Source organism: Cysteiniphilum sp. JM-1, from assembly GCF_008711525.1.
Lineage (GTDB): Bacteria > Pseudomonadota > Gammaproteobacteria > Francisellales > Francisellaceae > Caedibacter.
Map to the genome: position 1 here is coordinate 83,749 of NZ_VXKS01000005.1, position 22,337 is coordinate 106,085.

26 protein-coding genes are annotated in these 22,337 nt (G+C 39.6%); 8 read left to right on the forward strand and 18 right to left on the reverse strand.

Annotated features, from left to right (window positions below):
• Positions 1 to 167 precede the first annotated feature (167 nt).
• Together metK and mnmA are read left to right on the forward strand one after the other, a co-directional pair.
• Positions 168 to 1,325, forward strand: a complete 1,158-nt coding sequence (gene metK, locus F3D68_RS03435) for a methionine adenosyltransferase (protein WP_151193075.1) — start codon at positions 168 to 170, stop codon at positions 1,323 to 1,325.
• Positions 1,326 to 1,481: 156 nt separating this feature from the next.
• On the forward strand, positions 1,482 to 2,555 hold the full coding sequence (mnmA, locus tag F3D68_RS03440; protein WP_151193076.1) for a tRNA 2-thiouridine(34) synthase MnmA: 1,074 nt from the start codon (positions 1,482 to 1,484) through the stop codon (positions 2,553 to 2,555).
• A gap of 32 nt (positions 2,556 to 2,587) precedes the next feature.
• Here the strand turns inward: mnmA and ybgF are convergent, their stop codons facing one another.
• The 15 genes from ybgF to F3D68_RS03515 form a co-directional block, all read right to left on the reverse strand.
• A complete protein-coding gene (gene ybgF, locus F3D68_RS03445) occupies positions 2,588 to 3,313 on the reverse strand; it encodes a tol-pal system protein YbgF (protein ID WP_151193077.1) in 726 nt (241 codons plus the stop codon).
• Complete coding sequence (locus F3D68_RS03450; RefSeq protein WP_151193078.1) at positions 3,313 to 3,969, reverse strand: OmpA family protein; 657 nt, start codon at positions 3,967 to 3,969, stop codon at positions 3,313 to 3,315. Before F3D68_RS03450 ends, ybgF begins: the two co-directional genes overlap by 1 nt.
• Before the next feature lie 60 nt (positions 3,970 to 4,029).
• Positions 4,030 to 5,352 (reverse strand): Tol-Pal system beta propeller repeat protein TolB, encoded by a 1,323-nt coding sequence (gene tolB, locus F3D68_RS03455; protein WP_151193079.1) that lies wholly within the window; start codon positions 5,350 to 5,352, stop codon positions 4,030 to 4,032.
• Positions 5,353 to 5,357: 5 nt separating this feature from the next.
• Entirely contained in the window at positions 5,358 to 6,461 is a 1,104-nt protein-coding gene (gene tolA, locus F3D68_RS03460; RefSeq protein ID WP_151193080.1) for a cell envelope integrity protein TolA, read from the reverse strand.
• An 11-nt stretch (positions 6,462 to 6,472) separates the two neighbouring features.
• Positions 6,473 to 6,904 carry a protein TolR gene (tolR, locus tag F3D68_RS03465; protein ID WP_191092689.1) on the reverse strand — a complete coding sequence of 144 codons (432 nt, stop codon included), beginning with the start codon at positions 6,902 to 6,904 and terminating at the stop codon, positions 6,473 to 6,475.
• On the reverse strand, positions 6,904 to 7,599 hold the full coding sequence (tolQ, locus tag F3D68_RS03470; protein ID WP_117002196.1) for a protein TolQ: 696 nt from the start codon (positions 7,597 to 7,599) through the stop codon (positions 6,904 to 6,906). The genes tolR and tolQ overlap by 1 nt, the downstream gene beginning before the upstream one ends.
• A gap of 135 nt (positions 7,600 to 7,734) precedes the next feature.
• Positions 7,735 to 8,523 carry a nucleoside triphosphate pyrophosphohydrolase gene (gene mazG / locus F3D68_RS03475; RefSeq protein ID WP_151193081.1) on the reverse strand — a complete coding sequence of 263 codons (789 nt, stop codon included), beginning with the start codon at positions 8,521 to 8,523 and terminating at the stop codon, positions 7,735 to 7,737.
• Positions 8,513 to 9,289, reverse strand: a complete 777-nt coding sequence (gene gloB, locus F3D68_RS03480; RefSeq protein WP_151193082.1) for a hydroxyacylglutathione hydrolase — start codon at positions 9,287 to 9,289, stop codon at positions 8,513 to 8,515. The genes mazG and gloB overlap by 11 nt, the downstream gene beginning before the upstream one ends.
• The gene (locus F3D68_RS03485) at positions 9,286 to 10,458 is read right to left on the reverse strand and encodes a hypothetical protein (RefSeq protein WP_151193083.1); all 1,173 of its coding nucleotides are present in this window, start codon (positions 10,456 to 10,458) and stop codon (positions 9,286 to 9,288) included. Before F3D68_RS03485 ends, gloB begins: the two co-directional genes overlap by 4 nt.
• On the reverse strand, positions 10,455 to 11,714 hold the full coding sequence (locus F3D68_RS03490) for a hypothetical protein (protein WP_151193084.1): 1,260 nt from the start codon (positions 11,712 to 11,714) through the stop codon (positions 10,455 to 10,457). The genes F3D68_RS03485 and F3D68_RS03490 overlap by 4 nt, the downstream gene beginning before the upstream one ends.
• Positions 11,715 to 11,728: 14 nt before the next feature.
• Positions 11,729 to 12,469 carry a uroporphyrinogen-III synthase gene (locus tag F3D68_RS03495; RefSeq protein ID WP_151193085.1) on the reverse strand — a complete coding sequence of 247 codons (741 nt, stop codon included), beginning with the start codon at positions 12,467 to 12,469 and terminating at the stop codon, positions 11,729 to 11,731.
• On the reverse strand, positions 12,450 to 12,872 hold the full coding sequence (locus tag F3D68_RS03500) for a SufE family protein (RefSeq protein ID WP_151193135.1): 423 nt from the start codon (positions 12,870 to 12,872) through the stop codon (positions 12,450 to 12,452). Before F3D68_RS03500 ends, F3D68_RS03495 begins: the two co-directional genes overlap by 20 nt.
• Before the next feature lie 58 nt (positions 12,873 to 12,930).
• Positions 12,931 to 13,464, reverse strand: a complete 534-nt coding sequence (locus F3D68_RS03505; RefSeq protein ID WP_151193086.1) for a TIGR00645 family protein — start codon at positions 13,462 to 13,464, stop codon at positions 12,931 to 12,933.
• Between the two features lie 23 nt (positions 13,465 to 13,487).
• Positions 13,488 to 14,909 carry a TolC family outer membrane protein gene (locus tag F3D68_RS03510; RefSeq protein WP_151193087.1) on the reverse strand — a complete coding sequence of 474 codons (1,422 nt, stop codon included), beginning with the start codon at positions 14,907 to 14,909 and terminating at the stop codon, positions 13,488 to 13,490.
• 29 nt (positions 14,910 to 14,938) lie between these two features.
• Positions 14,939 to 15,607, reverse strand: a complete 669-nt coding sequence (locus tag F3D68_RS03515; RefSeq protein ID WP_151193088.1) for a protein-L-isoaspartate O-methyltransferase family protein — start codon at positions 15,605 to 15,607, stop codon at positions 14,939 to 14,941.
• Between the two features lie 295 nt (positions 15,608 to 15,902).
• On the opposite strand from F3D68_RS03515, the gene trpR reads away from it, so the two are divergent.
• Both trpR and F3D68_RS03525 read left to right on the forward strand, forming a co-directional pair.
• Positions 15,903 to 16,178, forward strand: coding sequence for a trp operon repressor (trpR, locus tag F3D68_RS03520; protein WP_151193089.1), 276 nt, complete (start codon positions 15,903 to 15,905; stop codon positions 16,176 to 16,178).
• A 27-nt stretch (positions 16,179 to 16,205) separates the two neighbouring features.
• Positions 16,206 to 16,706 carry a GNAT family N-acetyltransferase gene (locus F3D68_RS03525; protein ID WP_151193090.1) on the forward strand — a complete coding sequence of 167 codons (501 nt, stop codon included), beginning with the start codon at positions 16,206 to 16,208 and terminating at the stop codon, positions 16,704 to 16,706.
• Between the two features lie 158 nt (positions 16,707 to 16,864).
• Here F3D68_RS03525 and murG read toward each other — a convergent pair whose 3' ends face one another.
• Positions 16,865 to 17,968, reverse strand: a complete 1,104-nt coding sequence (gene murG / locus F3D68_RS03530) for an undecaprenyldiphospho-muramoylpentapeptide beta-N-acetylglucosaminyltransferase (RefSeq protein WP_151193091.1) — start codon at positions 17,966 to 17,968, stop codon at positions 16,865 to 16,867.
• 194 nt (positions 17,969 to 18,162) lie between these two features.
• Here murG and purD point away from each other — a divergent pair, with 194 nt between their 5' ends.
• Positions 18,163 to 19,452 (forward strand): phosphoribosylamine--glycine ligase, encoded by a 1,290-nt coding sequence (purD, locus tag F3D68_RS03535; protein ID WP_151193092.1) that lies wholly within the window; start codon positions 18,163 to 18,165, stop codon positions 19,450 to 19,452.
• Here purD and F3D68_RS03540 read toward each other — a convergent pair.
• Together F3D68_RS03540 and F3D68_RS03545 are read right to left on the reverse strand one after the other, a co-directional pair.
• Positions 19,449 to 19,931: a WbuC family cupin fold metalloprotein gene (locus F3D68_RS03540; protein WP_151193093.1), complete on the reverse strand. Its 483-nt coding sequence runs from the start codon at positions 19,929 to 19,931 to the stop codon at positions 19,449 to 19,451. The genes purD and F3D68_RS03540 overlap by 4 nt on opposite strands.
• A gap of 29 nt (positions 19,932 to 19,960) precedes the next feature.
• A complete protein-coding gene (locus tag F3D68_RS03545) occupies positions 19,961 to 20,428 on the reverse strand; it encodes a peroxiredoxin (protein ID WP_224728222.1) in 468 nt (155 codons plus the stop codon).
• A gap of 71 nt (positions 20,429 to 20,499) precedes the next feature.
• Between F3D68_RS03545 and F3D68_RS03550 the strand changes: the two genes are divergently transcribed.
• Genes F3D68_RS03550 through plsX form a run of 3 tightly spaced genes read left to right on the forward strand, consistent with a single transcriptional unit; the run spans position 20,500 to position 22,332 of the window.
• Positions 20,500 to 21,033, forward strand: a complete 534-nt coding sequence (locus F3D68_RS03550) for a YceD family protein (RefSeq protein WP_151193094.1) — start codon at positions 20,500 to 20,502, stop codon at positions 21,031 to 21,033.
• Positions 21,034 to 21,063: 30 nt separating this feature from the next.
• Positions 21,064 to 21,249, forward strand: coding sequence for a 50S ribosomal protein L32 (rpmF, locus tag F3D68_RS03555; protein WP_117002212.1), 186 nt, complete (start codon positions 21,064 to 21,066; stop codon positions 21,247 to 21,249).
• Between the two features lie 48 nt (positions 21,250 to 21,297).
• Positions 21,298 to 22,332 (forward strand): phosphate acyltransferase PlsX, encoded by a 1,035-nt coding sequence (gene plsX, locus F3D68_RS03560; RefSeq protein WP_151193137.1) that lies wholly within the window; start codon positions 21,298 to 21,300, stop codon positions 22,330 to 22,332.
• The last annotated feature ends 5 nt before the right edge of the window (positions 22,333 to 22,337 follow it).

The window sequence follows — 22,337 nt, forward strand, 5'->3', positions numbered from 1 at the left end:
TTGACAGCACATTTTGTTAGCGTTAGCATAACTAACTGTCATTACACTGTCGCTGATTTAAAAACAACTTGCGGGCGACATAAAACAACACCGCTAAAGCGTTTCTATAGATTTTCCCTCTAGAAGCCTTTTAGCTTGTACAAAACAAACATAAAAGGAAACCTCTCATGGCAAATGATTTTCTATTTACCTCTGAATCCGTCTCTGAAGGACACCCGGATAAAATTGCTGATCAAATCTCTGACGCAGTTTTAGATGCTATTTTAATTCAAGATAAAAACGCACGTGTTGCTTGCGAGACACTGGTTAAAACGGGCATGGCACTTGTTGCTGGTGAGATTACAACCTCTGCATGGGTTGACATCGAAGAAATCGTTAGAAACGTTGTTATTGATATTGGTTATGATAAAGATGATTTGGGCTTTGATGGTAACTGTTGCGCAGTGATTAATGCTATTGGTAAACAATCACCCGAGATTGCGCAAGGTGTTGATCGCTCTAATCCATTAGATCAAGGCGCTGGAGATCAGGGCTTAATGTTTGGCTTTGCCACCAATGAAACCCCAACACTGATGCCCGCTGCCATTTATTACTCACATAAACTCATGCAGCGCCAAGCATTCTTGCGCAAGAATAAAACGCTTTCATGGTTACGCCCTGACGCTAAATCTCAAGTAACACTGCGCTATGTCAATGGCAAGCCTGTTGCCGTTGATACCGTTGTTATCTCAACACAGCATGCTCCTGAGATTCGACAAGATGTAATCAAAGAGGCAGTCATTGAAGAGATTATTTTACCGGTATTGCCTAAAGAATGGATAACAGACAAAACCAAATATTTTGTTAACCCGACAGGTAAATTCGTTATTGGTGGTCCCGTTGGCGATTGCGGTTTAACGGGACGTAAGATTATCGTTGACACCTATGGCGGAGCAGCACATCACGGCGGTGGCGCATTCTCTGGTAAGGATCCATCCAAGGTTGATCGCTCAGCTGCCTATATGGGTCGTTATATTGCTAAAAATATCGTTGCTAGTGGCTTAGCGGACAAATGTGAAATTCAAGTGTCTTACGCCATTGGTGTTGCTAACCCTACATCGATTATGGTTAATACCTTTGGCACAGGCAAATTAGATGATCATATCATTGAGAAGCTTGTTCTTGAGCATTTTGATTTACGTCCTTATGCCATCACGCACCAACTTGATTTATTACGTCCTATTTATCAAAAAACGGCTGCCTATGGTCATTTTGGTCGCGAAGATGCAGATTTCACTTGGGAGAAAACTGATAAAGCAGCTGTTTTGGCGCAAGCTTTGAATTAAATCCAACTCATGCATGAGTTTCAATCACCGTTAGTGAATTTCTCTCTGCATTGAATTGCATCAAAGCAAACAGTTACCAAGAGAAAAGTTATTTTTTGCAAATTTTTATAAATCACGGCACAATAGCCGCATTATTTTTTGATCATTTTAGAGCTTATGTCACAGAAAATTATTGTCGGTGTCTCCGGTGGTGTTGATTCATCCGTTACCGCCTTATTACTCAAAGAGCAAGGCTTTGATGTTGCAGGCGTTTTTATGAAAAACTGGGAGGAAGACGACAATGACGAGTTTTGCTCAGCCGAAGAAGACATCAAAGATGCCCAAAGTATTTGTCAAAGTATTGGTATTGAATTTAACAAAATCAACTTTGCAGCAGAATACTGGGATCATGTCTTTGAATATTTCTTAGAGGAGTACAAAGCTGGGCGCACGCCAAACCCTGATATTCTATGCAACAAAGAAATTAAATTTAAAGCCTTCTTAGACTACGCCAAGCATCTAGGTGGCACACACATTGCTACAGGGCACTACGCCAGAAAAAGAACCTTACCAAATGGCGAACATCAATTATTAAAAGGCTTAGACCACAACAAGGATCAATCCTATTTTCTCTATACTTTGGGACAGCAACAATTACACTACGCCTTATTTCCAATTGGTGAGCTTGAAAAACCAAAGGTTCGCGCACTAGCTGAAGCACATAACCTTGTCACACATAATAAAAAAGACAGCACAGGCATTTGCTTTATTGGCGAGCGTAAATTCAAAGCTTTTTTAAATCAATATTTACCTGCACAACCCGGTGAAATTCATGATGAAAACGGTATTGTTATCGGCAGACATGATGGCTTGATGTATTACACCATTGGACAGCGTCAAGGCTTGGGCATTGGCGGGGTTAAAAACCGCCCTGAAATTCCATGGTTTGCCGCACAGAAAGATCTTGAAAACAATGTATTAATTGCCGTTCAAGGTCATCATCACCCACTACTATTAAGACAAAGCTTAACGGCTATTAAATTGCATTGGGTCAAAGGACAAGCGCCAGCTGATAGCTTTAGATGTACTGCCAAGGCACGCTATCGTCAAGCCGATCAAGCTTGTCAAGTCACGCTAACAAAAGACAAGGTTGAAGTCACATTTGACCAACCACAACGTGCGATCACACCAGGGCAATCAGTGGTATTTTATGATGGTGAAGTTTGCTTAGGTGGTGGCATTATTGAGTAATGACAAACGATCTTTTTTCTGATGTCTTACGCTTATTTCAATTTTGTAAGCTGTACTTTTGCTTTGTCTGCCACATCCACATGTGGATATTTGTCAACAACATGTTGTAAATAGGTTTTAGCAGTCTTAACGTTACCTTTGCTTAATTCCAATAATGCCAAGGCATAAGTGGCATCAGCAATTTTGATGCTTTTCGGATAACGAGTTACAATCGTTTTAAATTGTGTATAAGCATCATTAATATCACCATTAATCAGATATATTTGACCAAGTAGATACAACGACTCTGAGTAATGCTCACCATTATAATAGTCTTTAAGATACTGTTTAAACAAACCTTCCGCATCTTTGTAATTTTTGGCTAATAATGCCTTGTTTGCCTTATCAAAGGCTGCATTATCCTGCTGCAATTTAAGCTCTTTGGGTGATGGTTTATTCACTTCAGCCTTTAAGCTTTCAAGCTCTTTTTCAAACGCTGCAAGCTTCGTTGAAACCACATCATTTAGTTGGCTTATTTTATAACTATTTACTTCAATCTTGCCGCGCAAGTCATCTAAGGTCTGATTGAAATTTTGATTCGTTGCATTGGCTTGTTGATTAATTAAATATTGCACCTGGTTATTCAACTTAGTTGTTTGCAATTGCAGTGCTTGCACGTCTGACTCAACACTCGCAAAATTGACACTAGGCAAGAGAATAATTGCCAATATGCTCATACCAATAGTTTTGGTTTTCTTAAACGAAAGAAACATATGCATTAACCACACTTTTGTCCAAAATCAAGCTCAGCACGTCGATCCAAATAATAGGCATGCTGCTGCGCCTTGGCTTTCGTCATCTCACCATAGAACTGTGAAGGCGCTGCCACAGGTTGCGATTTGCCATAGCTTACCGTACATAGCTGATTGCTATTAACTCCTTGTTGCAATAAATATTGACGCACGCTATCAGCACGACGCTGACCAAGGTTTAGGTTATATTTCTCGCTCCCTCTTGGGTCAGTATGTCCTGCCAAACGCAGTGGTTGATTATATTTCAACAAATAACTCGCTACTTGATTTAGACATGTTTTAGCATCATTGGTCAAGGTCGTGCTATCAAAGGCAAAGTAAACTGTTTTGCATGAGCTCATACTATTTAACGCAGCAATCATTGCTTGTTGTTGTGCTGGCGTATATTGTCCGATATTGGCAATTTGGCTTTGTAAATCAGCAATACTTTGACTATCTAAACTACCTGCTTGTCCTAAAGCATTCGTCTCCACACCACTACCATGCGCTGCCATGCCCGCACTTCCCTCAGGACCAATACCTTCAATCGGTGCTTGGCGTTGTGAAGCACATCCGGCGATCAATAATACTGACAAAATGCCTGCTGCTGCCAGTGAAGTGGATTTTTTAATTTTTAATTTCATTGTATTTCCTTAAGCTTTTCGTTATTTCTTTATTTGATTGGTCTTGTATAAATCACACCTTTAAATAGCCGGTGACCATGCAGGTGACTGAATGGCGCCTTGTGTGTTAGATGGTAAGCTAATTTGAACCTTGCCGTCAATCGACACCATCGCCAGATTCGCACCTCCTGAAGGCTGACCTTGTGCATAGATAACCATATTGCCATCTGGTGATACACTCGGAGATGAATCCATTGAACCATGCGTTAACACCGTAATCTTCTTGTCTCTTAAATCGACTTTAGCAATCTGTGTACCTGAGCCACTGTCTTTTTGATACATAAACACAATACTTTGGCCATTTGGCGTATATTGCGGATCAAATGCCTGTTTTGTACCATATGTTAAGCGCTCTGACGATGGATATTTGCTATCAATAGCCGTTGTATAAATCTGTGGATTACCGCCACGATTTGAGACAAAAGCAACCTCTTTGCCTGTTGGCGAGAAAGTTGGCGCGGTATTAATACCGTTTAACGTCAATTTCTTATATAACTTATCATTATTTAAGTTCATCAAGTAAATATTGGTATTCTCAGAATAGCCTTGTGAAAGCGCCATTGCCAAAGTTGTGCCATTTGGTGAGAATGCGGGCGAGCTATTGATCCCTTCATAATTAGCAACCTTCTTACGTTCACCGCTATACACACCAATCGTATAAATTGCCATGCCACCCTTGTGATAACTCACATAAGCAAGATATTTACCGTCTTTCGACCATGTCGGTGACATAATCGGTTCTTTGGTTTGACGCAACAACACATGCGGATTAAAACCATCATAGTCAGATACCACAAGCTGATAAACTGCCTTTTTCACATTATAAGGATTCTCAACGTCAACATAAGCCAATTTTGAGGTAAAGTAACCTTTGCTGCCGGTAATCGCCTCATAAATATAATTACTAATGGTATGCGCTAATAGTCGCAATTGACTTTCTTGAAGATTCGTAAATTTACGCGCACTTAACACCTTGCCACTAAGCTTACTGGCTAACTCATACGTGATATTATAATGCCCATTGTTTTTATCAATCTGCCCTATAAGCACATAATCTGCCGACCATTTCGACCAGTTGATCTGCTGTACATTATCAATCTGTTGTGGGAAGCCCGATGTTTGTGATTCAATACGCCCAGAATTGCGAAGATCATCAGCAATAACCGCTGCAATGCCATCTGGCAGCTGACTACTTTTAATCATTTGCCCATTAAATGGCATCACTGCCACAGGAATTTGCGAAGACACACCCTGAGTAATATTAATGGTCAAACGCGCCTGCGCTGAGCAGGTTACTATCAATGTTAAAAAAAGCAGCCAATATATTCGTATTATGTTGCGCATATTTATCACCCTTGTTGTCCAAATTTAAAATCAATACCTTGTGCAATAAGCTCTCTTGCGCGCGCATCTTGCGGCAAGCTTGGCGCTTGTGCATTCTTAAATGCCAAGAGTAATGAGCGATCACATTGCGCACTACCGCTAGAAACTGAAATCGTGGGGTTACTCCCTGGGGTAACCATCACCGTTGGCAAATGATCCGCACTTATTTTGCGACAATCATCCATTATCCACACCGCTTCAATTCGCGCCTTATAGGCGCTAGCATAGGCTTGCAATGCTTTCTCTGTTGCACTTTGCGCATGAGCCTCCGCACTTTGCGCATTTAAATCATTTAAAGCAGATTGCCTTAAGGCATCTAACGCGGCTTTTCGCGCTGCAGCTGCTTTTGCTTCTCTTGCTACTTTTTCCTTTTCCTCAGCTTGCGCTTTCAATGCGGCTTCTTTCGCTTCTTTTGCCTCTCTCGCCTCTTTTGCTGCCTGAGCTTTCTTAGCTTCGGCTAGTTTTTGAGCCTCTTGTTGCGCTTTTAACGCCTTTTCCTGTTTTTCTTTTTCCGCTTTCTCTGCTTTTGCTACTTTTTCTTTTTCTGCTTGTGCTAAAGCTTTTTGCTTTTGCATTTCTTGAGCACGCGCTTCTGCCTCTGCTTTTAACTTAGCTTCTGCTAATGCTTTTTGTTTGGCAGCATCTGCAGCTTTTAATTCCTCCTGACGCTTGATCTCAGCAGCATGTGCTTTTGCAATCTTCTCTTCAATCGCTTTGATCTTTTGCTGACGCTGTTGTTCTTTAGCAAGCTTTTCTTGTTTTAGTTGCTGTTGCTTTTGATCAAATTGAGCCACTTGCTGATCGACACTTTCACTGGATATTGCTGTTGCTTGAACAATCTCTTTACTATTTAAGGTCACAACAGTACGACCTCCTGCAAGATTAAGCGTGTTCTTTTTTGTCTGCAAAACACTGGCAATAATAATTAAGCCAATCACTAATGCCACATGCAGCAAAATAGAGTAACAAAAACTTAAGCGCTCGGGCGTTGCCGTTGCAGCCATATAAAGCCGCTTAACATATACCTTTAGCTGATTAAACTTACTCGATTGCTTCGACTTATTGGTCATAAATACGTCGCTTACTCTTTGGGGTCATCAGTAACTAACCCAACACTTGCTACACCTGCTTTTTGTAGCAATACCATCGCTTCAACCACTTGACCATAGTTGGCATTTTTATCACCACGCACATAGATCTGTTTATCTTTATCTTGCGCTAAAGTCGTAGCAACTAGCTCACTTAACTGACTTGCCGTTAATGCATTTTTCTCATCATTACGATTTATAAAATATTGCCCCTGTTGATTGACTGTCACAATCAACGGTTTTTGATCCGAAGGTGGGATTTTCTTGGCTTGTGCTTGTGGTAAATCAACTTTGACACCTTGAGTTAACATCGGTGCCGTAATCATAAAAATGATTAACAATACTAACATTACGTCGATATATGGAACGACGTTAATCTCAACCATAGCCTTACGTTTGGTGCGACGCGAGTTTCTTCGACGCATTATGCTTCCTCGCTTATCTCAGATTTATACGCTTCGCGATAAAGCAAAGTACATAACTCATCTTGAAAGTTTTCATACTCAAGCAATACACCATCGACCAAGCGCGAATAACGGTTATAACCAACCACTGCAGGAATTGCCACAAATAGCCCCAAAGCAGTTGCAATAAGTGCCTCGGCAATATGAGGAGCTACCATCGATAAAGTCGCTTGTTCAACACCACCTAAGGCGGTAAACGATGCCATAATGCCCCATACGGTTCCTAACAAACCTACATAAGGCGCAATCGAACCAATCGTGCCTAACAATGAAATCTGATGCTCAAGCTTCTCACTTTCTTGCATCATTGCCACACGCATCGAGCGCTCAACACCTTCTAAAACAACATCGCCATGCAACTCTCCTTGTTTACGTAAACGCATAAACTCACGAAAACCACAGCTAAAGAGATAAGATAATCCTTGGTTTTTGTGTTTATTATGTTGTAACTCTTGATAGACTTTATTGATATTGCCACTTGACCAAAAGCGCTTTGCAAAAGCTCTTGCTTCCGTTTTGGCAGACTTCAATACCTGATAACGCTGAATCATAATCGCCCACGACCAGATAGAGCCAACGATTAAAATTAAAATAATTAACTGCACAACGATGTCAGCATTTAACACCAAATGCCAGAAAGACAAATTATTGGACACACAAGATCCTTTCAAACTTAAGTAAAACAGGTACTTTATTGTATTATGATTACATAAATTACCAAAGGAAATTACGGCGGATTTCTTTTAACGATTGGAATCAAGTTTGAATTCACTGATTGGCGTTACTGAAAGTCACTCAGATTGTTTTTGCAACTCCCATAACCTGTTTAGCTCATCAGCATCCGTATCAAGCATACTACGATCTTGCACTTTTAATGCTGCCTCCACTCCGCGAAAACGTCGGGCAAATTTCTGATTTGCTTGACGCATTAAAGCTTCAGGATCTGCTTTTAAATGCCTTGCAAGATTTACACAACTAAAAAGTAGATCACCCAACTCCTCTTGTGCTTTCTCTTGATCATGCAATAGCACCTCTTTAAGCTCACTCACCTCACTTTCAAGCTTGGTAAAAACGTCTTCTATGTTCTGCCAATCAAAACCAACACCTGAGGCTCTTGTTTGCATTTTCTTGGCAATGGTTAATGCTGGAAGATTCAAGGCAATACCATCAAGCTCACTGTTTAATTTGCCGCGCTCACGCCGTTTTATATCTAGCCATTGTCGCTCTAAAGCTTCAACATCTTTAATATTACCTTTAGCAAAAACATCTGGGTGACGCACAATTAACTTTTGTGTCAAGGCATCAACAATATCTTCAAAATCAAATAGCGCTTGCTCTTTAGCAATTTGTGCATAAAAAACCACTTGGTTTAATAGATCTGCTAGCTCATATTTCACCATATCTGTTGCCTGATTTTCTATTGCATCCACTAACTCATAGGCTTCTTCAATCGTATGTTCTGTTAAGCTTTGCCAGGTTTGCTCTATACTCCATGCGCACCCCTTATCTTTATCACGCAATGCTGACATGACTTCCAAAAGATCAGTTAGTTGATATTTCTCCAAGGTTTTAGAAGACATCTTTACGCGCTCTTAATTCACAAAATGCTGTTTGCGCATCGATGATATTGGCATTGGCTTGGCGCAATATTGCTTGGAGTTCACTTTCATTCGCTCTAAAGAAAATATTCATTTGATTCTCATCAGCAAGCGTTGTAATCGGTTTATCCTCAGCTGCTATGTCTGTCACTTTGTTAAACCATTGACGATAATAATCATCTTGTGGCTGAATGGATTGCGCAAAAGACAAATTATTTTCAAAGTAATCATGCGCCGGATATAGCTTTGTTGTTTCAGGCAGTGATCGCAATTTCTCAATACTGTGATATAAACGCACCACATCTGCCGTACTATCTTTGACATTGCCAACACCTGCTGTAAATATCGTATCACCGCAAAAAAGAAGCTCTTGTTGTGGCAAATAAAAACTAACATGCGAGGCGATATGCCCAGGACATGTAATCACCTGACAACTCGCTGTGTTGAAACTCAATTGCTCACCATCTTTGACATAATGGTCAACCTGATGTCCACGATAATGCTCAAAATGCGCATACGCTAGGATATTGTACTTTGCTTTTAGTGCAGCCACTGCTGCAATATGATCACCATGATCATGCGTAAGCAAAATCGCTTCTGCCTCGATATTTTGTTCATTTAAAAACTGTTCATAATGCTCCGCCATCGTCGGATCAACAATCAAAGCCTTATGATTAGTATCATTAATAACAAGATAATTATAGTTTCTAAGTGGATTGTTCAAATACCAACGTTTAACATATATCATAAATGCTCCAGTAATAATTGATCATGTAGCGCACGATACTTTTGCGCCTGATTTGGCATCGATTGCTTATAGGCTAATCGCTCTTTTGCTAATAAATATTTCAGCTGCTCAGGTGTCGTTAAAGCACTTTCATGCACCTTGGATAAGTTTGCAGCGACAAACTCATCATCTTGATAAATCAAGGCAAAACTGATGATCAAGATATTCAAGCTTTGATCATCTTGCTTTATCTGTTTAAGCCAGCATGATCGTACAAATTCATAGGCAGCATTATCCTTTGCCAGCTCTAAATATAAGCTAATAAGTGGCTTATCAAATGACATAAGTAAGCGCTTTTGCATACGCTCTTTAAATTCAGTCTGCGGCACCAGGCTATATAAACGATTAAAGTATGCATATTCTGCATCAAGTGTTAGACTATGTGTCCGTGGCACACTCTGCCAGATTTCATTTAAATCACGTAAGGAAATAGCATGACTAAACAACTGCTGAAATGCGTTATCAATCGTTGATGACGATAAAACGCGCTGATGTTTTAATAGTGTGTTTTTCGCGTCAATAATTCTTTTTTCAGCCAACTGACTATTGATTAACGCCTCAATAATTTCAATGCTATTTGGTGAGTCTTTGATTAATGTCAATAGCAACGGCATCGCCTCATCAAACGCTGCCACCTTATAAAAAACCATTGCCTGATAATAGCGCCAAACAAATGTCTTTTTGTTGGCTTTATTTGAAGTTTGCAAAATACTTTGCAGCTCCTGATATTTACCTTGCGCTAACAAGCCCTGCCAATACAACATCACCAAGCCATCGCCAACTATAGGCATATTGAGCTTTGCTAAGGTGTATTTTTTTTCCAATAAATGATGGTCTCTTAATAAATATGCCCTTTGCATTTCAACCAACTTATACGTCAATCTATCACGCCTACGTACACGCAGACCTTGCCACCACTGCTTAGGACTCAACAATACAAGCCTTAATAGATGATATAACAGTCTAAGCATACAAAAAAGTGCCACGATCAATACCACAAAAAGCCATAATGGTAATTTGATTAAGGTATCTTTGACAAAAAATGCGACAACACCAGGGTTAGCAATTACCCATAAGCTAATCAATACAGCTAGCGCACAAATCAATACCAACCAGATGATTTTTTTCATGGCTGATTACCTTTGGTTTGAGTTGCAAGAATATCTTTGTTTGAAAGGTTACCCCCTTTTAATATTGCATTAGTTAATGCATCAATATCGCTATTAATCACATCGACATTAACCGCATTGATTGCTGCTAAAGCAGTCACCATTTTCTTGCTTGAATCATCCGCTTTAAAATACTGCTCAAGTGTTTGCTTAAACTGTGCTTTCACTTCAGCAAGCATCTGCGAGTTGTTATTAATCACCGCAAGTTTTAACTGCCAAATCAACTGATAAAGTCCAGCTAAAACTTTCATTTGCGCATGTTGGCTTAATAATAATTGGTCTTGCGGCTTGATTTTCTCAACTTGGATAAGTGACTTCATTTGTTGCCATGAGTGCGATAATGCATCCTGCCAATTATTTTTTTGATTCTGTTGATTCATTTCATTCAAATCATTATTGCCTGAGTAATTATTTTTAGCCAAAGTCAATGGTGATTGAATGTGCAAGCTTGATAGTAATTGTTGTAGATTGTTAATTTTAATCAAGCTTTCATCAATACTTGGTTCATTATTAATTTGCGTCATCAATGCATCTAAAGCCGGCATCCATTTCGCTGCACCATCAACATTCATCAATAGTGTTTTTGCTTGATTTAAGAAAAATAAACTTTGCGCTTTACTGCCTAAAACCTGCCATGCCTGTTTGGCAAATTGCAGATTAATAACAACGGCTTGCTTATGCATTTGCTGAATTTGTTGACTTAATTCTGAACTAGGAAGCAAATAGCTTTGTTTTAGTTGCGCGACATTTTGTGATAGCTGCACTTGATTAAGCTGATTGGCTTTTAGTGCTTCAGACACCACATTTTGCTGACTTGTTTGCTTTGCCTTAAGATCATCAATCATCTTGGCTTGATTATCAAGCTTTACCGTCTGAGCATCTAACTTACTTTGTAGAAGCTTCGCTGCTGTGTCATCGGTCTTAACAGGTGTTATCACCACTGATTCAAGTTTTTGTAAAGTCTGGTTGTAATTTTGCTGCTTATACAGTGCGAACATGCTTGCTGCCAAACCTAAAACCGCAAAAACAAATACCACAACAACAATAGCAATATAGCCTCGCCAGCAACTTATTTTATTTTCCTTATTGCCTTTTTTTGCAGTTTTGAGCTCTTCTTTAGGATTATTGACGATCACATTCTCATCGTTCTTTTTTGCCGCAACTGTCGTTTTGGCTAAATCAGCATCGTTATCCTCTTGGCTTCTTTTTTCTGACATACTGTCACATCCTCTTATCGTAGCTTAATGATCTGTGCTACAAGCTGATCATGGGTTAAATTCTCTAACAGATATAATTTAACAAAACCTTGGCGTTTAGCCCAGTCCAACATTCGCCTATTTGTCACGGTAACCGTACATTTTTGCTGCCAATCACTAAAAATATCAAAAACAGGCATTGACGCTTTGAGTGCATCAAAGCTTGTATAAAGTAAAACTCTAGGATGTCTATTATACCAATCAATCTGCTGCAGCTTCCTTAGCAAATCCCTTTTATCACAAGGTTTGCGCTCATAGCAATTGATCAGCGACAAACTTGCCGCTTGCTGTTGCAGGACATTAGCTAATAACTCACGACCATCAGCACCTTTAATCAATAGGAAATGGCGATCACTTATCGATTGATTAGTATCCGAAAACATTGCTAATAGATGTTCTGAATCGGCTTTATCAGGATAATGCGCCTTGACACCATGCTTATGTAAGGCTAAAGCTGTCGCGCTACCAACTGCCCAGATAGTCGCATGAGCCATTACTGCATGATCAGGATCAGCACTGAAAAATGACTCTACTGCATAGGTACTGGTAAAAATAATATCCGTATATGCAGCAGTTGGTATTTCAAAAGGAATATATTCAATTGTAAACGGCTCAACTACCAACGCATAAACTTCATGAAAACAAAGTGTATCAACCAGCAAAGAAGCCTTTGGTTCAGGTCTAAAAACAATAATCTCAGGCGCTAACATCGACATATTTCTGTGCCGTACCGTAGATATAATTAATCATTGCGTGCAGTCCATTGTTGCGCGTTGGACTTAGATGTTTTGCTAAGCCAATTTCACTCATAAAGTCAGTATCTGAAGATACAATTTCTTTTGGCGTTGATCCGCTATAGACTTTAAGCAACAATCCAATTAAGCCTGAAACAATTGCCGCATCACTAACTGCATAGAACGTAAGCTTACCATCATCCAATATGGCATCAAACCATACTTGTGATTGACAGCCTTTAACCATATGCGCTTCATCTTTTTTGTCCTCTGGGAATGGCTCAAGACTTTTGCCTAAACCAATAAGATAGGCGTATTTATCACTCCAGTCATCAAAGAAATCAAAATCATCAACGATTGCCTGTTGGCGTTTTTTAATTGTCATCATCTATCCAGTATTTTTTCGTGACAAGCCTTGCACTCAAGCGCTTCATCACACATGTCTATTCTTTAATTTTTTTCTCTAGCAAGCCAACAAACACCAAAATAAGTGCCGAAACTAAAAACGTCAAATGTAGTACAACATACCACAGTAACTCACGATTTGATAATTGTGGGATATCTAGGAATTGTTTTAACAATGAAATCGATGAAATTGCTACAATTGAGCCTGCAATTTTAAGTTTCACACCGGTATGTGATAAACGCTTAATCCAAATAGGCTCACCAGATTTATGCTCAACATCAATTTTTGAGACAAAATTCTCATAACCACTGATAATGACAATAACAATCAGGTTTGCCACCAAAACAGTATCACAGAGTGTCAACCCCAGAACGATAAGCTCATGCGGCTTAAGTACATTGAGACTAGTAAAAAGGTGCAACACCTCATTCGCCATTTGATACACAAATGCTAAAAGCACCAATATCAAAATAAGATAAATCGGTGCTTGAATCCAACGACTAGCAAAAACAATACGCTCCAGAAAGACTTCCAGATAGCTCAATCTGCCATCTTTTTTGTTATTTGACATTTAGAATATGCCTTCTGTTAACACTAAATTTTACTGCTGCTTTTAGTGGAAACTTTATCAGCAGTGAGCCATTTATTAATCGCATCAATATCTTTATAGCTAATCACACCCGCTGTATTCTTAAGTGTTAATAGATCATTGATATAATCATATTTAGCTTGCGCGTACTGTTGCTGCGCTTGGAAAAGCTGTTGCTGTTGTTGTAAAAGATCAACAATCGTATGTGTTCCCACTTCATAACCGGCTTTCATTGCTTTAACAGAAGCTTCCGCGGCAATAACTGCCTGTTTATAAGCTTCCACTTGAGCAATGTCAGATAAAACCGTCAAATAAGCTGTCTTTAACTGGCTTTCAGTCGCACGCTCAGCTTCTAACAAAGTGTATTTTGACGCTTCTTTAGTATATTGCTGCTGTTTTAATGACGCGTAATCACTACCACCGTTTAATACATTCCAAGATACACCTACACCCACAGATGCACTGTTACTCCCTGATGTGTAATTAGTGTTTTGATAACTTAATCCTCTTGACGCTTTGGCTGTTAGTGTCGCTGCAGGCAAGAAATTACCCCATAAACCACTAACACCTGCTTTAGCTGCTTCTAAAAGAAACTGATTCTGGACGATGTTATAGTTTTGCTTCAAGGCAATGTCCATCCATTTATCCATATTATCAGGATCCGGCTTATCAAATGGAAACTTATCACTTAGATTCTCAACGGCAGTCACTGACTGACCAATAATTTGACTTAATGCAGCATATGATGTTGCTAGATCATTCTTTGCCTGAACTGTTGCCGCTACAGCTTGCTCATATTGCGCTTTAATTGCCTGAACATCGGTAATGGCTGATAATCCAACCTTGTATTTCTCTTGTGTTTGACTTAATAGCTCTTTGTTCCATGATTGGTTCGCTTCTGCATACGCTAGGTTATCTTGCGCTTGCAATACCGCAAAATAAGCACTGGCAACATTGGTAATTAAACTTGCTTGCGCCATGGCAAAGGTAATCGCATCAGCTTTTGCCTGATAGCTTGCGTAATTATAACCACCCCAAGCACCCCAGTTAAAAAGTGCTTGCGTTGCCGTTAAGCTTGGTGATTGTGTAAAGTATTTTGATTTTTGACCCTCGGATGCATTTGCACTCGAGCTGTAATTGCCTTGTGCATTATAGCCTAGTGTGATGTTTGGCAAGAGCTTACCTAATGCGGCAGGCACTGCCTCTTGGCTTGAATTAAATGTCGCCTCAGCTGCAAGGTATTGCGCATTTTGCTTTTGCGCTAACTGATAAATGCCTGACAGGTTTTGTGCTTGTGTTTGCGGAGCATCCGCTGCACTTGACTTTGCTGTAGTTGCTACTTGTGCTGGTACCACTGCAGTTGAAGGCTCTGCTGATGCATATCCCAAGACAAGCAGTCCACTCATTATTAAGGTGATTTTTTTCATCTATTTACCTAACCTTTTATCATTATTACCTAAAATTGAAATGTCTTATCTTGTAACCTTTGCCCTACTGGCTTATAAACATCAAAAGTTGACATTTGCTGGTAAGATCCATCTGTATTCTTTTGTACCAAAACAGCCTTAGCATAGCTATCTTTTTCTAGAAAGTACAACATTCTACCATTGGCAGCGAGATATTTTAGATAATCGGTAGGCTCTGATTTTTGCATCTCTTTAACAATCACTAAATCAAACACATTATGTTGTTGGAGTAATTGATTTAAAGCATCAATTTTATTTTCTTTATTCACATGATATTTAGCATTGTAAACACCAATCGTTTTTAATGCATTTTTGACGTGATTTAACATATCTTCATGCTGATCGACGACATCAACGAGCTTAGTAAGCTTTGCTAAAAGTGCAGTTAAGTAACCACTGCCACAGCCAATCTCAAGTACTCTTTCATGCTTTTTAGGTTGCAGCAATTGCAGCATTTTAGTCACTGTTTGCGGTGTCAACTCATATTGATGATGATTAAGAGGAATCTCAACCTCTGAATATGCCACCTCTTTGTAATTGCTAGGGACAAAAACCTCACGTGGGGTATCAATGATCACACTGAGCAAATCACCGTAGGGCACACCTAATGTGCGTATCTGCTGTTTGATCATATTCTCTTTTGCAAGCTCTATATTCATGCACAAAACCTTTTTTCTTTTTTGCTTTCTTTATATTTTAAGTCTAAACCAATTTGGTCAGTGGCAACTTAGTCACTTCCACTTTTAAGTGAAGCGCACTATATCATAATTTAGTGCTGGTTATTCTAAATGCATTAGTTAAGATATTCAAATACTGTTAGCGCTTATTACATCGCTTTTAAATGACGTATTCAGCTCAATATAAAAGAGTTTTTAGATTTTCCTAAATTTTAGCTGGACAGATCACAGTTACGCATGTATCGTTACACTAATACAAAAATTTGGTCGGATGATCATGGAATCCAACTGGAAAAGTTTAGTTAAACTGTTACAACAAACAAATGATGAAACTGAAATGACAAAATTATTGGATTTTTTGTTCACACTTGAGGAAAAACATCAGATATCTAATCGCTATGCTTTAGCGGAGCTTATGATATTAGGTGAGAAACCGCAACGTGAAATTGCTAAGAATCTCGGGGTCAGCATTAGCACTGTAACGCGTTGTTCTAACGCATTGAAAGTGTTACCTGACGAAATAAAACAAAAGTTCATACAACCACAAAGCTAAAAAAAGCCAATACTTAAGGAGCGCTTTATGACGATTCAAGCACTAACAAAAGCACATCAATCACAAGTTCAACAACTTTTTGCTGATGTAAACTTTTTTAATGCTGAATGGTTTTTTAGTCCAAGACAGCTCTTTTTTGGCTTTTTTACCAAGAGCAACGAACTGACCGGCGTTGCTCACATTGAAATCTATCACAACGCCATGATTGTCAAAACATTGACAACACACAAAGCACACCGCAATCAAAAAATTGCAGCGAAATTACTAGCCCATATTGAACAGCTTGCTGATAAGCTTAATTGCGATGCGTTATATGCATTTACACAATTTGGTGCAAACTACCTTGAGTGCAGTGGTTTTGAGCAAACAATCAAGACCAAACTGTCACTACAAATGCGTGATTATATGTCTAATCACAACTTAAGCGACACAATCATTATGAAAAAGGTATTATCCAACGCAAAAAAGTATCTAATGCGGCAAGAATCGCTAACAACTCAAGCCCAATTGAGTCATCTTGTCGCATAAATTAATTTCTTGATTTAAATACGTCTATTTAACTACCTATGCAAATATTATCAGGTATTTTTTGAGATCCTCGTATCAAGTCCGAGAATTGTCATATTCGGGCTTGACCCGAATATCCATCATTACCAAGAAACTATTGTTTAGACACTCACTTGCATTCAACCAGCAAGATATTTTTTAATCTCTGCTACAACTTTTTCGACAGCATCTAACTTTGCAACACCTTTTGCATGACTCGACATTTTCTCAAGCTCGGCACGATTCATGTCCATTGCACGCACAAAAGCCATTAACTTTTGCGCATTAAAATTCTGCTCACGAATACAAATCGCCGCCTCTGCCTGAACTAGAAATTGCGCATTGTGATATTGATGATCATCTACCGCTTGGGAAAAAGGCACAAAAAAAGCAGGCACTCCCGCACAAGCAACTTCAGAAACAGTTAGAGCGCCTGCTCGACAAACAACGATATCTGCCCATTGATAAGCTGCTGCCATATCACTAATAAAAGGTTCAACTTTAAGCTCACACTTATAATCAGCGCATACTTCATCATAGGCGTCTTTTGTCTCTTCATAAGTCCTCTCACCTGTTTGGTGCCACAGATTAACGCAAGCATCTTTCGGCAAGTCACGCACGAACTCTGGCATCGCGTCATTTAATATCTTAGCCCCTTGACTACCCCCTAACACCAAAACATTTAACACATGCTTATAAAAATCATGCTTTTGCTCATGCAACACCTTAATCTCATCACGAATCGGATTACCAATCACCTCAATACTTGACTTTGCTTTAAAGGCACTTGTTGGAAAGGCACACAACACTTTACGAGCAAATTTAGCGAGTGTTTTATTGGTCATCCCTGGACGCGCGTTTTGCTCATGAATGATTAAAGGCACACGCATAAGGCGAGCTGCTAGACCACCAGGTCCTGCTGCATAGCCACCAAAACCAACAACCACTTTGACTTTTTGCTTACGAATAACACGCATTGCCTGTAAGACTGCATAACTCAAACTAAAGGGTAAGCTTAATTTTTTGAGCATGCCTTTTTTACGCACGCCACGAACAGATAGATAAAACAGTGGATAACGCTCACCAACTAGTTTAGTCTCAAGACCGTATTCAGTACCAAGCCATGATACCTCAACATTTTGACGTTTAAGTTCATCTGCTACCGCTAACGCTGGGAATATATGCCCACCAGTTCCTCCTGCCATGATAAGCACACTGTGTTTTGAATTATGATTATGCTTCATGCCATCCCTTATCTATGTCATCTCACAAATTTTGCTAAATTGTACAGCACATCTTATCTGCAGCAAATGATTATGCGCTAATTTATATATACACATATAATATACGCTTAGCAAATAACACCTGCAAAATGATTTCCTAATGATATACTGACGAGCATCTAAAATTTATAAACTTAATGCCGAAGGAATCCTGGATGAAAATATTAGTTATTGGTAATGGTGGTCGTGAACACGCACTGGCGTGGAAACTTGCTCAATCTGAGCATGCTACACATATCTATGTCGCTCCTGGCAATGCCGGCACTGAGCGCGAGGATAAGGTCAGCAATGTTGACATTGCGGTGACTGATATTCCGCACTTAATAAACTTTGCCAAAGATAACGAAATTGAGTTAACTATCGTGGGACCTGAATTACCCCTTAGTCTTGGGGTTGTCGATGAATTTGAAGCGCACGGTTTAAACTGCTTGGGACCGAAAAAGCAATGCGCACAACTGGAATCCTCTAAAGCCTTTAGTAAAGACTTTATGACCAAATACAATATACCAACAGCCCGCTATCAAAACTTCACCGAAGTTGACAAAGCCAAAACATATCTCAAAGAAATGAGCTTACCCGTTGTTATCAAAGCCAGTGGCTTAGCTGCAGGCAAGGGCGTTGTTATTGCCCAAACCATGGATGAAGCCCAAAGCACGATCGAAGACATGCTTGAAGGAAATCGCTTTGGTGATGCCGGTTGCGAGATTGTTGTCGAAGAGTTCCTTAATGGCGAGGAAGCAAGCTTTATTGTGCTGTGTGATGGTACACATGCGCTAGCAATGGCAAGCTCCCAAGATCACAAAGCACGTGATAATGGTGATAAAGGACCAAACACTGGTGGCATGGGCGCTTACTCGCCAGCACCCATTGTTACCAATGAAGTTCATCAACAAGTCATGCAACAGATTATTCAACCTGTCCTTGATGGCATGAAAAATGAAGGTGAAGCTTATAAGGGCTTCTTGTATGCTGGGCTCATGATTATGCCAAATGGCGAGATCAAAACATTGGAGTTTAATTGCCGCTTTGGCGACCCTGAAACACAACCTATTATGATGCGTTTAGAGTCTGATTTAGTTGAACTTGCATTTGCTGCATTAAATGAAGAGCTTGACGAATATGAAGCTCACTGGAATCCAAGCACAGCCCTAGGCGTGGTCATGGCAGCAGGCGGCTATCCTAACAACTATAATACTGGGGATATTATTATTGGACTTGATCAAGCACATCAAACTAACAGTAAAGTCTTTCATGCTGGCACCAAGCGCGATGGGGTAAGTATTGTCACCAACGGCGGGCGTGTACTTTGCGCTACTGCTTTAGGCAATGATATTGAAGAAGCCTATGCTCATGCTTATAAATTGGTTGATAGCATTACTTGGCAGAATGAATATCACCGCACAGACATTGGTAAAAAAGCATTTTCCAAAACCTCAACACATTAACAATAAGACTCACCGACTTTGGCAAGCTCCTGCCACCGCATAAAATCAACCACTTCTTTGTCGCCCTCTTTGGGCGCCCACTTGGCAAAATCATCTTCGGCTGTTGGCGTAAAAGGTCCAGGCTTTACTTCAAAAAATAAAGCATCTTCACTGATCGCATACAATGCATGCCATGTATTGGGTTTCATCTCAAACCCCAAAGTATCCCCATCTGCACCAAGCACAAACTTGTCAACAATAACACCCATACCATCATAAATAAGCACGCCCATTTGACCTTTAAGCGCTATGATCAACTCCCACTTATGTGATTCTGAGTGTCTATGCGGGCGAATATAAGTGCCCTTTTTAAGATGAATAGCTAATCGATTGACTGGGTCTGATAACTCAGCGTGGAAATTATGGTGTGCACGTAAACGCGGTGATTCCTTGGCATTTTGTGCCATAGCAGTCATTAACGCATGATCGATTTTTTTCATATAAATACAGATCCTATTTCAAAAGTGTCTTACTTTAAACTTCTGATAAATGCTAACACTTCTTCAACATGCCCTGGCACTTTGACTTTACGCCATTCTTTGATAAGTTTGCCTTCCATATCAATCACAAACGTGCTGCGCTCAATGCCCATGTATTTTTTACCAAACATGCTTTTTTCTTTCAGCACAGCAAATGCCTCACAAAGCACTTTTTCAGTATCAGCAATCAGCTCAAACGGCATATGATATTTTGCCTTGAACTTCTCATGTGAATTTAAGGTGTCTTTTGATACACCGAAGATTATGGCATTAACTTTAGCAAAATCGTTATAATGATCGGTAAATCCAATACTTTCCGTGGTGCATCCTGGCGTACTATCCTTTGGATAAAAGTAAATCACCAAATAATTGCCACGGTAATCATCAAGTGTAAATATTTTGTTTGAGGTCATTGCCACCTGCGGCAAGCTTATTTTTTCACCCACTTGCAAAGTCATCTTGCATACTCCTAAACTTTCATTATCATAAACACCTGTGTACTTTAACAAAGATAATCTTGAGATAAAGCATGTTACAACAAAAACCTTTTATTTTAGATCCCATCAAAGCTGCTAAAGAAGGCATGGTGCTTAATCAAACCTTGAGTTTTTCACACTTATCCTCACTACACGAATGCATTGTTGATGGCACTTATGATTTTCAACTTAACCTTAAATTCCACTTTGAAAACAATAAACCATTACTTGATGGACAGCTTGCTGGCAAGATAACACTTATTTGCCAAAGATCGCTTGAACCTTTTGAGTTTCGCTTTGATGATCCGGTTAAACTTGGCTTTGTGACAGATGATCGTTTTTTTAAAAACTTCCCAGCCACTTATGATCCATATATTTATAAAGATAATCAAATCAATCTCGTTGAACTATTAGAAGAGGAAATCCTGCTCTCAATTCCAATGATCCCAAAAAAATCACTTAATGATTGTCAAGCTGAACAAAATACGTCATACTATGGCGTTTTTGAAACTAGCGACACCGAAAAGCAGGACAAACCGAACCCGTTTTCTGCTTTAAAAGAGCTAAAATTTACAAAGAAAGATTAATATTAAAGTAGTGAAATAGGAGAATTAATAATGGCTGTACAGCAAAATAAAAAGAGTCGTTCAAGAAGAGATATGCGTCGTTCACATGATGCGTTAACTGCTTCAGCACTTTCAACTGACAAAACAACTGGCGAAATGCACTTACGTCACCACGTGTCTGCAAACGGTTACTACAAAGGTAAGAAAGTAGTTGCTGTTGCTTCTGATGATGAATAGAATAGCTGCACGATAAGGCAATTATTCTGTATTACTGTGACCAGTTCAATATCTTATAAAATATCTATTGATGCCATGGGTGGTGACCATGGATTAAAAACCACCATTCCAGCCTGCTTATCTGCGCTGAAAAAATTCCCTGATTTGCATATTTGTCTCGTTGGCATCGCCAAAGATATCGAGCAATTTCTAACTGCACATAAAACGCCATATGATACGACACGTCTATCAATTGTTAACGCCAATGAAATTGTTGAGATGGACGAATCTCCTGCATTAGCGCTTCGCAATAAAAAAGACTCATCAATGCGCGTTGCCATTAATCTTGTTAAAAGCGGCGAGGTTGATGCTTGTGTGAGCGCAGGCAATACGGGTGCTTTGATGGCAACTTCAAAATTTGTATTAAAAACACTTAACGAAATTGATCGCCCAGCAATCGTTTATGCAATTCCCTCGCTAGATCGCAAAACCAAGAAAATGAATCCTGTCTACATGCTTGATCTGGGTGCCAATGTCAACTGCTCATCGGAGCAGCTTTTCCAGTTTGGCATTATGGGCTCTGTATTAGCAGCAAATCTTAAGGGCACTGAACGCCCACGAGTTGCCTTACTTAATATCGGCGAAGAAGAAATGAAAGGCTTAGACAGCATCAAACAAGCTGCCAAGATGCTACAAAATTGTGACCATATCAACTACATCGGTTATGTCGAAGGCAATGATATTTTTTCAGCCAAAGCTGACGTGATCGTTTGTGATGGCTTTGCCGGAAATATCGCCCTTAAAACAATGGAAGGTACGGCTAAACTTATTGCTGACATGTTAAAAGATAGCTTTAACAACAGCATTTTCTCTAAGCTTGCGATGTTGATCAGCGCGCCAGTGCTGACAGGACTTAAACGCAAACTCGATACCAACCAATATAATGGTGCGTCTTTGCTTGGTTTAAGAGGTATTGTGATTAAAAGCCATGGTGGCGCTTCAGCTGAAGCTTTTGAAACTGCCATTTACGAAGCAATCAAAGAAATCAAATACAATATCCCGCAAAAAACACAGGCGCAAATTGAGCGCATTATGCAATCTTAAGGCCA